The 15298-nt window shown below is 51.3% G+C and carries 16 protein-coding genes and 1 pseudogene; 13 read left to right on the top strand and 4 right to left on the bottom strand.

Features of this window, described 5'->3' with window-relative positions; genetic code table 11:
- Window positions 1-325 (top strand): hypothetical protein (locus tag S1OALGB6SA_RS10705; RefSeq protein ID WP_230204520.1); only part of this gene is annotated, 325 nt, incomplete at its 5' end.
- Window positions 326-597: 272 nt separating this feature from the next.
- Here S1OALGB6SA_RS10705 and S1OALGB6SA_RS09235 read toward each other — a convergent pair.
- The 4 genes from S1OALGB6SA_RS09235 to S1OALGB6SA_RS09220 form a co-directional block, all read right to left on the bottom strand.
- Window positions 598-1587 carry an aldo/keto reductase gene (locus S1OALGB6SA_RS09235; RefSeq protein ID WP_195910406.1) on the bottom strand — a complete coding sequence of 330 codons (990 nt, stop codon included), beginning with the start codon at window positions 1585-1587 and terminating at the stop codon, window positions 598-600.
- Between the two features lie 127 nt (window positions 1588-1714).
- Window positions 1715-1933 carry a hypothetical protein gene (locus S1OALGB6SA_RS09230; RefSeq protein ID WP_124033285.1) on the bottom strand — a complete coding sequence of 73 codons (219 nt, stop codon included), beginning with the start codon at window positions 1931-1933 and terminating at the stop codon, window positions 1715-1717.
- A gap of 162 nt (window positions 1934-2095) precedes the next feature.
- Entirely contained in the window at window positions 2096-2413 is a 318-nt protein-coding gene (locus S1OALGB6SA_RS10980) for a ChbG/HpnK family deacetylase (RefSeq protein ID WP_195910405.1), read from the bottom strand.
- Window positions 2414-2752: 339 nt separating this feature from the next.
- Window positions 2753-3661 carry an AraC family transcriptional regulator gene (locus S1OALGB6SA_RS09220; RefSeq protein WP_195910404.1) on the bottom strand — a complete coding sequence of 303 codons (909 nt, stop codon included), beginning with the start codon at window positions 3659-3661 and terminating at the stop codon, window positions 2753-2755.
- Window positions 3662-3751: 90 nt separating this feature from the next.
- Between S1OALGB6SA_RS09220 and S1OALGB6SA_RS09215 the strand changes: the two genes are divergently transcribed.
- The 12 genes and pseudogenes from S1OALGB6SA_RS09215 to S1OALGB6SA_RS09150 form a co-directional block, all read left to right on the top strand.
- On the top strand, window positions 3752-5182 hold the full coding sequence (locus tag S1OALGB6SA_RS09215) for an L-fucose/L-arabinose isomerase family protein (protein WP_124033283.1): 1431 nt from the start codon (window positions 3752-3754) through the stop codon (window positions 5180-5182).
- 13 nt (window positions 5183-5195) lie between these two features.
- Window positions 5196-5510, top strand: a complete 315-nt coding sequence (gene rhaM / locus S1OALGB6SA_RS09210; protein ID WP_124033282.1) for an L-rhamnose mutarotase — start codon at window positions 5196-5198, stop codon at window positions 5508-5510.
- Window positions 5511-5526: 16 nt separating this feature from the next.
- On the top strand, window positions 5527-7032 hold the full coding sequence (locus S1OALGB6SA_RS09205) for a sugar ABC transporter ATP-binding protein (RefSeq protein WP_124033281.1): 1506 nt from the start codon (window positions 5527-5529) through the stop codon (window positions 7030-7032).
- Window positions 7025-8029 carry an ABC transporter permease gene (locus S1OALGB6SA_RS09200; RefSeq protein ID WP_124033280.1) on the top strand — a complete coding sequence of 335 codons (1005 nt, stop codon included), beginning with the start codon at window positions 7025-7027 and terminating at the stop codon, window positions 8027-8029. Before S1OALGB6SA_RS09205 ends, S1OALGB6SA_RS09200 begins: the two co-directional genes overlap by 8 nt.
- On the top strand, window positions 8026-9021 hold the full coding sequence (locus S1OALGB6SA_RS09195) for an ABC transporter permease (RefSeq protein WP_124033279.1): 996 nt from the start codon (window positions 8026-8028) through the stop codon (window positions 9019-9021). The genes S1OALGB6SA_RS09200 and S1OALGB6SA_RS09195 overlap by 4 nt, the downstream gene beginning before the upstream one ends.
- Before the next feature lie 39 nt (window positions 9022-9060).
- Window positions 9061-10089, top strand: a complete 1029-nt coding sequence (gene rhaS, locus S1OALGB6SA_RS09190) for a rhamnose ABC transporter substrate-binding protein (protein ID WP_124033278.1) — start codon at window positions 9061-9063, stop codon at window positions 10087-10089.
- A gap of 66 nt (window positions 10090-10155) precedes the next feature.
- Complete coding sequence (locus S1OALGB6SA_RS09185) at window positions 10156-11517, top strand: L-rhamnose isomerase (RefSeq protein ID WP_230204519.1); 1362 nt, start codon at window positions 10156-10158, stop codon at window positions 11515-11517.
- 11 nt (window positions 11518-11528) lie between these two features.
- Complete coding sequence (locus S1OALGB6SA_RS09180) at window positions 11529-12689, top strand: class II aldolase/adducin family protein (RefSeq protein ID WP_124033277.1); 1161 nt, start codon at window positions 11529-11531, stop codon at window positions 12687-12689.
- Window positions 12690-13058: 369 nt separating this feature from the next.
- On the top strand, window positions 13059-13244 hold the full coding sequence (locus S1OALGB6SA_RS10975) for an IclR family transcriptional regulator domain-containing protein (RefSeq protein WP_124033288.1): 186 nt from the start codon (window positions 13059-13061) through the stop codon (window positions 13242-13244).
- Window positions 13245-13484: 240 nt separating this feature from the next.
- Window positions 13485-14513 carry a sialic acid TRAP transporter substrate-binding protein SiaP gene (locus tag S1OALGB6SA_RS09160; protein ID WP_124033276.1) on the top strand — a complete coding sequence of 343 codons (1029 nt, stop codon included), beginning with the start codon at window positions 13485-13487 and terminating at the stop codon, window positions 14511-14513.
- A gap of 79 nt (window positions 14514-14592) precedes the next feature.
- On the top strand, window positions 14593-15096 hold the full coding sequence (locus S1OALGB6SA_RS09155) for a TRAP transporter small permease (RefSeq protein WP_195910402.1): 504 nt from the start codon (window positions 14593-14595) through the stop codon (window positions 15094-15096).
- Window positions 15093-15298: pseudogene (locus S1OALGB6SA_RS09150) on the top strand (TRAP transporter large permease); the annotation flags it as partial. The gene S1OALGB6SA_RS09155 and the pseudogene S1OALGB6SA_RS09150, both read left to right, overlap by 4 nt.

Genomic DNA, 15298 nt, shown 5'->3' with positions numbered 1-15298 from the left:
CATACCAGTACTTTGGCCTGCGCTTCCCAAGCGCCCTCCCTCTTTTTTTGATTCCTGGCGGCGATGGCGACATCCGCCCCTTTATCGACCAGTACTTAGGCGGCCTCTCTTTGCCGATCCAACTGCTCGATCCAGTGACAATACCTTCTTTCCCTTCAGGTTCGGGATGCTGTCGGTGGTCCATTTTTCTTTGACTATGTGCATCTCCTTGTATTGGCCAAAAATACTGCTGCGCCACGTCGAACGTCGTATCGATATCGACGAGAAGCGTATAAAACTGGTGGATTCCAACAGAAGCAATTCGTCAGTACTGCCAAATCGTTAACAAGTTCGTCGAAGTATTCTTGAGTTGACATGTGAATTCCTCGGATTTCTGTGACACGGTCTGATAAGCCTATTGGAGTTGAATTGAGTTGGGTGGCATACAGATTTTTTCAAAGTCTCACTTGGCAATTTGGATTATCATCGGAGGTAAGACACTCTTCAGGAAAGGAATCAAAGGAAACTGCTTCGGTTAGAAGCGATATTCCTCGATAGTTTCTTATAGTCAAGCAGACAGGGAAGTTCCATCTTACCCTAACAGCGAAACCTCTTCTTTTAATTCAGGTACTCTTTTTTGTTGAATGCTGCTGCATTCATTCGTTCGAATTCATCATCAGATAATTTCAATTCCAGTGATGCAAGATTATCCGTCAACTGCTTTGTGCTGCTAACTCCAAGAATGGGGATGATTGGCGCCTTGTGCTTCAACAGCCATGCAAAGACCACTTGGAAAGGCGAGACTTCATGATTCGCTGCAATTTCCTTTATCATCGAAAATCGTCGTTCATTGTCTTCCGAGAAGAATCGATTATTGAGTGCCGGATGGTTTCTTTCATACACAGAATCCCATAGGTACATGCCGCCCAGAGTGGACGTATAGGCAAGAATCGTGGTGTCTCCCTCCGTTTCGCAGTAGTCCAATAATTCCTCATTCACGAACTTCTGAACCCACAAATCGGCGCTGTCCCTCGGTTTCAGATAAGAATACCAGTTCTGGATGCCGACGAATTCGGGCCAGTTGTTTCTTCTGGATATCTCTTTGGCTTTGACAAGGCGCCATGTGAACATGTTGCTGCAGGCGATATGCCTAATTTTGCCAGCCTTCACCAGTTCACTGAGCGCTTCAAGTGTCTTTTCAAGAGGATCTTCCCTCCAATCGACATGGATATAGTAGAGATCTATATAGTCTGTCTGAAGTCTCTTCAGACTGTTCTCGAGTGCGGCAGTTACGGCTTTCGAGGAGAGGCCCTCGAATGTGTCCTTTCCGATCGGTCGAACCCCGCACTTCGTGGCAAGAAGCAGATCGTTTCTGTTTTGTCTTTCTTTCATCCATTTCCCGATTGTCGTTTCACTTTCATCACCGATGAAACCATCCAGCCAAAAACAATAGTTGTTCGATGTATCCAGGAAACTGCCGCCTGCTTCCCGATACTGATCCATGAGTTCGAATGATCTCCTTTCATCTACACGACTGCCGAAATACATTGTTCCAAGGCACATTTTGCTGACTTCTACTCCTGAATTACCCAAACCGATCTTTACCATATTCCTCATCCAATCCGTGATTTACATATTATGTGTTGATTTCGGATAGGCAGCAATAGGTTATTACCTGTTGTATTTTTGTGAGCCAATTCCTTCCAGGGCCTTCGGAAGAATCCCGACTCCGTTTTCAATTTGGTTTGTTCAAGTTCTCTGAATTCAGAAAGGTGAATTCCGGTTTCTCGATTTTATCGGCCAGCCTTCCGATGAAGTTGACTTCTGGAAACAAAACCTTTTTTCTTCCAAGATAGCATTTCTCCGACAAACCCCGCAGAAAAGCAGGTGCTGTTCCTGACTCTTTTAGATGGACCTTTAGTTCGGCTTCCCGGTCTTCGGGCAGTTTTCTCAATATCCTCTTTCAGTCTGTGTCTGCTTGACTGCCGGTAATACGTATCAACCAGGTATCCGGCCATTCGTATTCTTCCGTGAGGATATCTATCCGCCGTTTTCCGAAAGTTTTCCGGACTGATGCAAACTACCAAACCGATCAGGTTAACCAGTCGAATATCATCTAAGCAGCTTCACTGCTGTTATCATGCCATCTTGTTTCATCTTTGATCGTCGGAAACCTCTGATTCGCATGCGGCTGAGATACAGGATTTCTTATCGGAACGTTGTAGTTGATTGCTATGCCCAGAAATGACTTGAAAAAGTCAGAAAGTATGGACAAGAAACCATGATGGCAGCTCATGTGATCCAGCGCGTTCACCGCTGAGATGGGGAAATGAAGGATCTGCACTTCCAGTTCATTCTTCAGTTCCGTCAGACTCACTGATCCATAGTAATACTGTTCGTATTCTATGAACTTACCGGAACTGTTGGGTTTCACCAGTGTCGTATTATCGATGTCGATAATACCGACGAACCCGAAGTTACTGCTGGGTAATCAAAGTCGCTGCGATTTCTCGATTATCACCGAGGAGTCGCCGAGTATCCTTGCGAGAGTTTGTTTATTGGTATTTTCCCGGGTGAATGAAATCCACTTCTCATAGTGTACAAAAACTAACCTTCTCCTGAAAACGAGAAGATTCTATGTCGGTCCAGAATTCGGGTGAGGGACACGGTGAAGCGCTGAGGTAACCGGAGGGCGATGATTGAGGGTCGGAAAGGAAATCCCTCGTAGTTATGAGGAGGGTGGACACACCCATACCGGGAAGTTTTCGGCTAATCACGTTTCATCCTCATCGCCGTATCTCGTTCGCCTCCATTCCGAAGGTGATAGTCCTGTCTTTTTTTTGAACAGCCTGGAGAAATAATACTGATTATCGAAATTCATGCGGGATGCAATCTCTTTAATCGATAGTGATAGGTTTCTCAGAAGCTCTTTAGCCCGATGTATCCTGAGCTGGAGAAAGTATTGGTAGGGTGTGAGACCGGTGTAGTCGCGAAAGACTTCCAGCAAACCAGGGTAGGACATCCCGATTTCCGCAGCGACATCTTCCACCTCAATGCTGTCTTCGATGTGCAGCATCATGATTGATCGCGCCGTTTCTACGTACTCGCTGTCTTCGTGGGTCGTCTTCGATTGAATTTCACTGGCGTGGATATGGGCGAGCAATTGGAGCACCAGAGCTCCAAGCAACACCTGGAATCCCGGTGGCTGCTGACGGCAAAGTTGGATCACCTGTTCAAAATCCGCCATGACATCCTGGTTCAATCCTATATGGTGAATGGGATTGTCCGGAGTAATCAGCCCATTTTCGTACAGCCGGAGAGCATGGTTTCCGGCGAAACCGATCCAGTACTCATGCCATCCTGTCTCTATATCCGGGCTGTAGGCATGACGTATTCCGGGAAACAGGAGGATCAGGTCGCCGGCCGATATCCGGTGGCGGATCTTGTCTGCTCCCTCGAACCATCCTCTACCCGCGCTGATGTAGACCGCCTGAAACTCCATCAGTATTCTGCCGGTCGACACAGTTGCTGCGTAATCTCTGGGATGGTTTTCTGGAAGAGGCGGATAGGGCGTCCCGGCGAGGCTTTGGGCGTAGCCAGCATCATTGCAGTAGATTTCCCAACGTTCGGCTTCTCTGTTCACCGGAAGGTATCGAGAAAAGCTATGAACTTGTTTGATCATAAAAAAAAATATATCATAAACTGTAATAATGTTCATTCATTGTCGGTTGCAGGCGGGTATATCGTAGGACTAGGTAAGGAGTCACCTTATATGACCGGTCAGGAGAAGCTCAATGTCGGACTGTTTGGCATCGGTTTGGACACCTATTGGCCGCAGTTTTCCGGATTAAAGGAACGTCTTGAAGGCTATCAACGAGAGATTGGCGGAATCATCAATGAATCGGGTGCTGTCAACCTGATAGATGGTGGATTGGTAGACAATCCCGTACGGGCTCGGTCCGTTGGCGTCCTTTTCAAACAGAAGCAGGTTGATATTTTATTTTTGTATATCTCGACATACGCGCTCTCCTCTACTGTCCTGCCTGTAGCGCAGATAACCGGGGTACCTATTCTTGTTCTGAATATTCAACCGGCCTCGACGATTGACTACGATTCATTCAATCGTCTGGGGGATCGGGGGGTGATGACCGGTGAATGGCTGGCCCATTGCCAAGCCTGTTCGGTCCCTGAAATCGCCAATGTCTTCAATCGTGCCGGGATTGAATATCGGATGCTAACCGGTTATCTGGGTGAGAATCGGACGGAAGAAGATCTGCGGGCCTGGGTTCGGGCGGCTGCCGCTGTGAAAACAATGCGGTTCAATCGCCTCGGCATTATGGGACACTACTATGCTGGCATGCTGGATGTATATACCGACCTGACACGGCAGGTGGCCACACTCGGCGGACATATCGAGCTTGTGGAAATAGATGAACTGGCCTCGATACGGGAAGGGGTTTCGGAGAAGGAAGTTGCCGCCAAGGTCGAGGAGTTTCAACAGTTCTTCACCGTATCCTCTGAATGTAGTGACACCGAAATCCTCCGGGCCGCCAAAACCTCAGTCGCCCTGGACCGACTCGTTGAACGCCGCAACCTCGGCTCCCTAGCCTATTACTATGAAGGAATCAGGGGCTCCGCGCATGAGGACATTATCACTTCGGTGATCGCCGGGAACACGTTGCTGATCGGACGCCATGTCCCGGTTGCCGGAGAATGCGAAGTCAAGAACGCTCAGGCGATGAAGATTATGGATTCTCTGGGGGCCGGCGGTTCTTTTTCCGAGTTTTACACCATGGATTTCGACGACGATATCGTGATGCTCGGCCACGACGGACCAGGCCATTTTGAGATAGCCGAGGGAGATGTCGGATTGGTCCCCCTTCCGGTTTATCACGGCAAGCCTGGGAACGGATTGTCGATACAGATGACTGTGAAACATGGCCCGGTGACACTGCTTTCGTTTTGTGAAGGTTCGGAGGGCGTCTTCTTCCTCGTCGCCGAAGGGGAAAGCGTTCCCGGACCCGTCCTGAATATCGGCAATACCAACAGCCGGTATCGATTTGACATCGGAGCCCGTTCGTTCATCGAACGCTGGTCTCGATTCGGCCCGTCTCATCACTGCGCCATTGGTGTCGGCCACGTGGCCTCGGACATCAAGAAGATTGGCAGTTTGATGAGCATCGCCTGCCACCAAGTATGTTGAGGAGGCCGGAACTGTGTTAAGAGTGGGGTTCGCGATGCAGCTGCACGAAGGCTGTGAGGAAGAGTATAAAAGGCGCCACGATGAAATCTGGCCGGAACTGGCCAAGGAGCTTGCGGATGCTGGTGTCCGTGACTATGTCATCTATTTGGATAAATCCACCCACACGCTGTTCGCGAGTCAGAAGGTGACCGAGCACAATACCGCCGATGCGCTTCCCGGTCGGGACATCGTTCGTAAATGGTGGGATTACATGGCGGATCTCATGGAAACCAATTCAGACGGTTCTCCGATAGTGAGGAAATTGACCGAAATGTTCTATTTCGACTAGGTTCAAGGAGAAACCTGTGCCGAAAACTCTGCTGGAATTGAAAAACATTGTGAAAACCTTTCCTGGTGTCAAGGCTCTAGATGGTGTTCAGTTCAACCTTCATCAAGGAGAAATACACGGTCTGATGGGCGAGAACGGAGCCGGTAAGTCCACGTTCATCAAGATTATCACTGGAGTTTATCAGCCCGATGGCGGCGAGATTCTCCTGAACGGCCAACCGCTGCGATTCTCGACGCCTATGGACGCCCAGCGACACGGTGTGGCGGCAATATACCAGCATGTTACGTGTTATCCGGACTTATCGGTTACCGAAAACATCTTCATGGGGCACGAGAAGCTGCGCAAAGTGACGCGCCGAATCGACTGGACCAGGATGCACTCCGAGGCGCAGAAACTTCTGAACCAACTGAACGCGGGATTCAGATCACAAATTCGGATGGGAGATCTTTCCGTCGCCCGGCAGCAAATCGTCGAAATTGCCAAGGCCTTGTCCACTGAAGCCAAGATTGTCATCATGGACGAGCCCACCGCGGCTCTGACTCAGCATGAGAGCCAGGAACTATACCGGATTACCGAATCACTGAGAGACCACGGTGTCTCCATTATTTTCATTTCCCATCGCCTGGAAGATATCGAACGTTTGGCCGATCGTATCACAGTGTTCCGGGATTCCCGGTACATCGGCACTTGGCAGGCCGGTCAGATTAACCAGAATCAGCTGATAGTGGCCATGGTAGGCCGAGAAATCACCCAGATGTATCCGAAACACAGCAAAAACCCCGGCGACGAGGTTCTTCGCGTGGAAAACCTCACCCGCACCGGCTATTTCCGGGGCGTGAATTTTCAAGTTCGCCGGGGTGAAATACTCGCCCTGACGGGTTTGGTGGGGGCCGGGCGAACGGAAGTCTGCGAAGCTATTTTCGGAATCGCACCTTTTGATGATGGTTCGATTTTCCTCGAAGGCAAACAGATTCAATGGTCAAGTCCTGTCGACGCCCAGGCCGACGGATTGGCTTTTCTCCCCGAAGACCGCCAGAAACAGGGCCTGATTTTGGAATGGGAGATTGGTAAGAATATCACCCTCCCGGCGCTGAAGTATTTCTCCAACCTATTCTGGATGGATCCGAACCGGGAAGCGAAGGAAGCTGGGAGGTTGGCCTCCAAGCTGGCGGTTAAGGCTCCCAGCATATTCGCCAAGGCTGCCACGCTCTCGGGAGGTAACCAGCAGAAGGTGGTTTTCGCCAAGCTTCTCATCCGAAACCTGAAAGTAATCATCCTTGATGAGCCCACCAAGGGCGTGGATATCGGTGCCAAGGCGGCAATTTACGAGATTATCGAAAACCTGGCCGCCGAAGGGTATGCAGTTATCCTCATTTCATCGGAAATGCCGGAAGTCCTCGGCATGAGCGACCGCATCGTCGTAATGAAGCAGGGTCATGTTACTGCCGAACTGATTACCGACCAGACCAGCCAGGAAGAGATACTGAACGCCGCCATGGTAGCCGAGGTTCATCATGCCTGAGAAACCCTTGAATCAGCGCAAGTTCCTGCAGCCTGAACAACTCAGGGAACTGGGACTGCTTCTGTTCATACTTGCGATAGGCCTGGCGGTCCAGTTGCGGAATCCAGTCTTCCTGTCGATATCGAACATCACCTCTCTGTTTACTAACACCGCTATACTGGGAATTCTGGCCGTCGGTATGATGCTGGTTCTGGTTACCCGGGGCATTGATCTGTCCATCGGCGCGATTATCGCTTTCACGGGGATGGTGACGGCACTGACAGTCGCCCGTTTCCCGGGACTTCCGCCCTTTGTCGCCATTCTCGAGGGTATCATCATCGGCATGGTGTTCGGAGCGCTCTCGGGCATACTCGTTGCCCGCCTTGATGTGCTACCGATCATCGCTACGCTCGGCATGATGAACGTCGTCCGGGGACTCACATATGTGGTTTCTGGAGGACAGTGGGTTAGTTCCTACCAGATGTCCGATGGTTTCAAAGCCATCGCAACCGGAAAGCTCTTCGGCATCAACAATCTGATCGTCATCGCCATCGTTGTTTATATAGTCGCGGCTTATTATATCCGGCACACCCGTGTTGGGCGGCGGATCTACGCGGTTGGTTCCAATCCGGAAGCGGCTGAAATCTCCGGCCTTCCCAGGCGGCGTCTCATTTTCCTGGCCTATTTGATAATGGGCGGACTGTCCGGCTTGGCGGGGGTTCTCTGGGTTGCGAAATTCGCTTCGGCCCAGGGTAATACGGCCATCGGATATGAATTGAATGTCATTGCCGCCTGTATCCTCGGCGGGGTGAGTATTTCCGGGGGAGTTGGAAGGATTTTCGGCCTTATCCTAGGTACGGTTCTCCTCGGGATACTGAACAATGCTCTGCCACTAATCAACGTTTCTCCTTTCTGGCAAATGGGCATTCAGGGACTCGTTATCCTGGCCGCGGTCATCACAAACGTACTCGTCCGGAGAAATACCGAACGCGACGCGCTGCGCAGGAGGGCCATATGAGCGATGTCCGGAAAATCAGCATTGAAAAAGAATGGAGCTGGAAAGGCTTTTTCCTTCAGTGGGAATGGCTGCTGGTTCTGGTTCTTATTGTGGTTTTCCTGGTTAACTCTCTGATATCGCCATATTTCCTTACACTGTCGTCGCTGATACAAACACCGTCAACCTTCCTCGACAAGGCGTTCATCGTTTTTCCCATGACGATGGTGATTATACTCGGTCGTATCGACATCTCCGTCGGATCGACCGTCGCCCTGTCGGCCGTCGTGATGGCCGTGAGCTACAACGCCGGTGTTCCGATGCCAGTCGCCATGATTATCTGCCTCCTTGTGGGAACGATCGGCGGCGGCTTGAACGGACTGCTCCTAACACAGTTCAAAGAACTTTCGCACGTCATCGTCACTCTTGCTTCAATGATTATCTACCGGGGAATCGCCTATATCATTCTGGGAGATCAGGCTTCCGGGGGATTCCCCGACTGGTATTCCTTCCTGGGATGGGGATCGATCGCCGGTATTCCGTTCATCCTGATTGTCTTTGCCGTAGCAGCTGTTATCTTCGGGTTGGTTTTGCACAAAACCCGTTTTGGCCGTTCTGTTTACGGCATGGGATTCAATTCAACCACTTGTGAATATTCGGGCCTGAGGACGGATCGTGTCACTCTCATCGTCTTTACGTTGGCAGGTTTGATGTCTGCGGTCACCGCCCTGTTCCTGACGTCTCGGATGGGAAGCACGCGGCCCAATGTGGCCACAGGCTATGAACTGGAAGTTATCACAATGGTCGCTCTGGGAGGCGTCAGTACCAGCGGCGGAATCGGTAAGATCGGCGGACCTATCCTGGCGGTCTTCATCATCGGATACCTGAGCTACGGCATGGGCCTTGCGAACATTCAGGCACCAGTCGTTCTGGTTGTCATCGGACTGCTTCTGATTGTCTCGGTTTTGGCGATGAAATTCAGAGTATCACCCAAGAAACGTAAATTAGCCATGTAGCGTTGCTACTGAGGTTGAAAAATAGGAGGAGGTCTTTTCATGAAAAAGACGACATTTTTGCTAATCATTTTGGCCATGGTTCTGCTGCCTGCAACCATGGCCTTCGCCGCTGGCACCAAAGATGACGGTGTAGAACGTCACGCATTCATCTTCAAAAACACCGGGAATCCCTACGGCGACAAGCAGATGCAGGGATTTGCCGACGGCATCGAGGAAATGGGCTTCGAGGCCATTACCAGGGCTCCCGACCAGCCCACCGCTGAGGCCCAAATTCAGATTATCGAGCAGCTGATTGCCCAGAAAGTGGATTCTATCAGCATCACCGGAAACGATTTCGACGCTCTGCAGCCCGCCCTCAGGAAAGCTATGGACGCCGGCATTGCTATTCTCTCCGCCGATTCCGCCGTGAATCCCGAGAGCCGAATCACGCACATCAACCAGGCCGATTCGGAAATGATCGGCCGCACCCTCATCCAGGCGGCCTACGATATGGCCGAGGGCGCCGGTGAAATCGCTGTTCTTTCGGCTACCAGCCAGGCTTCCAACCAGAATCTCTGGATCGAGTGGATGAAAAAGGAACTCGACGAGAATTCCGGCAAGTACGCCAACTTGAAGCTCGTACGCATTGCCTACGGCGACGACTTGCGGGACAAGTCGGTCAGTGAGACTGAAGGCCTCCTGCAGAGCTTCCCAAACCTTGAAGTTATCATCGCGCCCACCACCGTCGGCATCGCGGCCGCCGGCCGGGTTATTACGGATCGCGGCTTGATTGGTCAAATCGACGTCACCGGACTAGGCCTGCCTTCCGAAATGGCTGAGTACATCGAGAATGGCTCCTGCCCCTATATGTTCCTTTGGAACCCGATCGATGTGGGTTACCTCACGGCCTATGCCGCTGTTGCCGCGTCCAGGGGCGAGCTGACCGGTGCCGCTGGTGAGTTCTTTTCAGCCGGAAGACTCGGCGAGTTCTCGGTTGTCAAGGCCAGTGATGGTGGAACAGAAGTTCTCTTGGGGGCGCCGTTTAAGTTCGAGCCTTCGAACATCGGCGAGTGGAAGTCCGTCTACTAGATCGGTATTAGTCAGTTTTCTAATTTCTGATCGCCTCCTTTGAGGAGGCGGTCTCCCCGGGAGTGATTGATTCGACAACCGGTTCCGGAAAATTTTCCAACCGACGACTATACCGAACGTCTGTTCTATATTCAGGCGCAAAGTATGCATGCGGTGAGCTATTGGAGGCAGGTAATGAACGAGTCGGTTCATAAACACGTTGAAGAGCAATACGCCGAACTGGGCATTGATGTCGAGGCAGCCATTGAACAGCTGAAGTCGGTACCGCTGTCGCTGCATTGCTGGCAGACCGATGATGTCGGTGGTTTCGAAGCTCCTGATTCCAAGCTTCCCGGTGGCGGTATCCAGGTGACCGGAAATTACCCGGGAAAAGCCCGTACCATAGCCGAAATGAGACAAGACCTTGAAAAGGTGACCAGCCTGCTTCCGGGGCGCCATCGTCTCAGTCTTCATACGATATATGGAGAATTTGACGGGAAATCGGTAGAGCGCACCGAGATCGGACCGGAGCATTTTCAGGGTTGGATTGAGTGGGCTCGCTCCCAGGGGATGAGTCTGGATTTAAACGGCACCTTTTTCAGCCATCCCAATGCTGACGACGGTTTTACACTGTCTCATCCGGATCCGGGAATTCGCGAGTTCTGGATCGAGCACGGGAAACGCAGCCGGGAAATTGCCGCAGTTATGGGCAAGACCCTTGGGAGTCCGGCTATTCTCAATACTTGGATACCCGACGGTGCGAAAGATCTTCCGATTGATCGCCTGGGCTATAGGGAGCGTCTTCGAGATTCACTGGATGCCATGCTGGCGGAGAAAATCTCGAAGGAGTACATGAAGGATGCAGTCGAAACCAAACTGTTCGGTATCGGTAGTGAATCCTACGTCGTCGGTTCCCACGAGTTCTACATGGGCTATGCCCAGAGTCGGGATACCATAATCTGCCTGGATATGGGGCATTTTCATCCCACAGAGTCGGTAGCCGATAAGCTGTCTTCCGTATACCTCTTCTTTGACGAACTCCTGCTCCATGTCAGTCGGCCAGTTCGCTGGGATTCTGACCATGTTGTGATTTTCAATGATGATCTCGCCGACCTCACACGGGAGCTTGTCCGCTGCGGCAGGATCGCTGATACCCACATCGGCCTTGATTTCTTCGACGCTACCATGAACAGAATCGGCGCCTATGCCATCGGCGCCCGGGCCGTACTCAAAGGACTCCTGGCCGCGATGCTCGAACCAACCGTTTTGCTGCGGAAATACGATCGCGAGGCCAATGCCTTCGCCCGTCTCGCTCTTCTGGAGCAAGCTCGGACGCTGCCTTTTGGTACCATCTGGAACAGGTACTGCGAGGAGACTGGAGTGGTCGGCGATTCACGCCTCATTGCTGACGTTCTTGACTACGAGAAAACCGTCTTGAACAGGCGTTAGGAGATTTCCAGATGGATAGAGGCATGAAGGAACTGATTGAGGTTAGCCGGGAGTACGGATCGGATTCTCGGTGGGTACTTGTTGGCGGAGGTAATACCTCGCTGAAAAACAACGGGACTCTCTTTGTCAAAGCCTCGGGTTATCCCCTGGCAACGATTGACAGTGCTGGTTTCGCCGTTATGGACCGCTCTCGCCTGGCCGCAATCTGGGACAACACCTATCCGGACGGCGAGGACTCTGAATCGGTCGTTCTTCGGGAGAGGCTTGTTTTCGCCGACCTGATGGCTGCACGAGTGCCCGGAGAAGAACGTCGTCCCAGCGTCGAAGCGCAACTCCATGATCTGCTTCCGTGGTATCTTGTGGTGCACCTTCACCCGACGTTGGTGAATGGTCTCACCTGTGCCATACAGGGGGAAGCCATCGCCGCCGATCTGTTCAGTGATGATCAGTTGTGGATTCCTGCTACCGATCCCGGATATGTGTTGGCGAAAACTATTCGGGGTGCATTGGAGCGTCGATCAGCCGACGGCCTTGGGAATCCCGATTACATTTTCCTGGCAAATCACGGTGTCTTCGCTGGAGGAGAAAGCTCCGACGAGGTTCGGCGGAAATATCAGCTCCTTGAGCAGGTACTAACTGAACAAGTGACCCGGAATCCGGGGTCATATCCTGTCGATGCGCCGATTCCAGCCAACCATATTGCTTTGGAACTCATCGCCAGAAAAGAGTTCGGTGCGAATGCCTGCATCTCGTTCGTTCGCGGTGGAGAACTGGATCGCTACCTCGCCACGCGAAAAGTCGCACAGGCGCTCACCGGCTGCCTGACTCCTGATCATATCGTATACGCTGGTCCTGGTGCTCTCTATCTGAAGGGCTCCGGTGCGGATATCCCAACTGCCTGGGAGGCCGCTGGAAAGGAATACAGGAACAAGTGGGGAAGACCGGCCAATGTGATCCTCTTTCCGGACCTTGGTGGAGCTATGATTGTCGCGGCCGGCGACAAAGCCTTAGCCAATGCCAGGCTGCTTCTGGATAACGCCCTTGATGTGGCTGCCTACACGGAGAGTTTCGGCGGTCCGAAGATGCTCCAGGAGCGGTTTGTTCGTTTTATTGTCGATTGGGAAGTAGAGAATTACCGGAGCAAAATGACTGCCAAACACCTTCGACGCTGACGGGGAATTGACTTTGGCAGGTTGAAATTCTGCAAATTCAAAACGGGCGTAAAAGCGCTGAATAATGGATGGACCCCGCTGCGCCAGAGGTTGTCCAAAGATTTCCCCAAAGTAGAAAACTTTCTCCATTCAATACCCAATAGTTAACCCGCCCGAAAACTAGAAGACATCAATACTGGCTTCAGCAGCTAAACCGCCCAAACAAAAAAAAGCATCCGTCTGCTGAGTTGTTCTCATAATCGCTTGCCCCGAAAGAGCTTTGTCTGGAAGAGAACTCGACCCTCTGGTTGCCCGCTGTTCTGGCTCCATTATACTGTACTTCTGTTGGCAAAGTGTTCCTCGCGTGGCAGAGTGATTCTTACATAGACGATTATCTTATCTTATACAGAACTTCACGGGGGAAGCCGGTATGCCATCACCGACAGGGAGGCTTTGAGGCTCGAAGTCGACAAGATTCGCTCCCAGGGCTACGCCATCGACGATCGCGAGCATGAAGGTACCTCCGCTGCATCGGTGCTCCGATTCGGGACGCACATGGCGAGATTTTTGCATTGATTTCGGTATCGAATCCGGAAGTCTGAATGACGCTTAATCGTGTAATGGAAAACTGGCATTGCCAATTACCAACGTTGCCAATGAGTTATCCCGTAAGTTGGATTATCAGACCATAATCACCGACTTATCGCATTCTTCTCTTGACAGCCGACAGCGCATAGGCGTTAGATCAATATAGCTGCTATTCGGAACAACGTTCTCATATAGGAACGCGAATCAGAAATCCGTAGGAGGCATTCAATGAAAAAGGTTCTGCTAAGCATATTGACTATGGTACTTCTCACTGGAGTGCTCATAGCAAATGGCGGTTCAGACGTGGAGGCGGGTGACACTGCGCCAAAGCCGGTTAAACTCACATGGTCTTCCGTCAGTGTGCCGAATGATGCTCATACCCGAGCGATGCAGGTTTTCAAGCTGGAACTGGAACGTATTTCCGGCGGAGAAATGGAAGTCGAGATTTACCATTCCGGTCAGTTGTTCACTCAGGAAGGCGCGCAAGCGGCAGTAGTTCGAGGCACGTTGGACATGGTTTATTCCGATGCCGCCTGGGTAGCCCAGCAGCTTCCGTATGTTTCAATGCTTGGCGCGGTCTACACCTTCACCGGCTATGAGCACATGACCAGAGTGATGAACGGCCCCATTGGAGACGAAATCTTTGCCGACGTGGTTGATACTGTGGGTGTCCGACCCTTAGGAGCATTTTATCTCGGTACCCGACAGTTGAACCTGCGAGATATCGGGCGCGAAGTTCGGCATCCTGATGACATGGACGGCGTCAAACTTCGTACCCCGAATAGTCCCACGTGGATTGCCTTGGGCAAGGCTCTTGGCGGGAATCCTACCCCCATGAGTTTTACCGAGGTTTACATGGCTCTGAAGACCGGTACCGCAGATGGTCAAGACAACCCCTTACCGACGGACAAAAACGCCAAGTTCTATGAAGTCACCAAATACATTATCCTCACCGATCACGTTGTTGGTGTCATTTGGCCCACCATCAACGAAGAGAAATGGCAGAGCCTCACCTCTCAACAGAAGGAATGGGTAATGCAGGCCTTGGACAAAGCTCAGGAAGTCTGTGACGAGACCAACTTGGCTGCCGAAGCCGAACTGGTGGATTTCTTCCGGGGTGAAGGTCTCACAGTGATAGAAGATCCCGACAGAGATGCTTTCGCCGAATACGCGAAATGGTCTTATCAAAACGAAAGCCCCGAAGTATCTTCTGCGTGGGATTGGGAACTCTACGATCGGATTCAAGCCGCGAAATAGTAAAACCGCTGGTATTCAAACAAAAAATAACCTGGATCCGACCGCTCAAACGGTCGGATCCAGCCTCCGGAGGTGCCGAATGGCCTCTAGTAACCGCAAGATTCTGAGTATCCTTGTGGATTTGGTGGAAATCTACATACCTTGTATGAGTTTTTCCATCATGTTCTTATCCTTCATCGTACAGATTTTTACTCGATACGTCCTCAACAGTCCTTTGATCTGGACCTACGAGCTGACTATTTTCGGTTTTATTTGGACGGCACTTCTCGGGGCACTCTATGCGAAGAGAAGAATGTCTCACGTGAAATTCACTTTGCTCTACGATGCTTATTCACCGCAGACACAAGTTTGGATTCGTCTAGCGGGGAACGGTCTCATCCTCGTTGCTTTTATCGCCGGATTCTGGCCCGCCTTAGACTACGTATTGTTCATGGGTTTCAAAAAATCGACCGTCCTCAAAATTCCTTATGACGTCGCGTTCTTTCCATTTGTCGTATTTATGGTCGGAATGATCATTCGATTTGCGATCGATGTCTGGAATGATCTGAAAATCCTCAACCAGAAGACGTGGAAAATCTCATGAACTGGCCACTCCTGATATTTTTAGTGGGTTTTGCCGCTATTTTCATTCTCCGCCTGCCTATCGCACCGGGGATGCTCGCCACCAGCATCCTTTATCTTGTGGTTGCTCCGGGAGCCGATGCGGATATTTCTATGTTTGCCGAAAAGGGTCTGACCAACCTCGAAGCGAAGTACATTATCATCGCCGTTCCCCTGTTCGTGTT

The sequence above is a fragment of the Olavius algarvensis spirochete endosymbiont genome, assembly GCA_900608495.1.
Lineage (GTDB): Bacteria > Spirochaetota > Spirochaetia > DSM-2461 > DSM-2461 > UBA2779.
The sequence above is the reverse complement of the archived record's forward strand: the minus strand, read 5'-3'. Positions and strand labels throughout refer to the sequence as shown.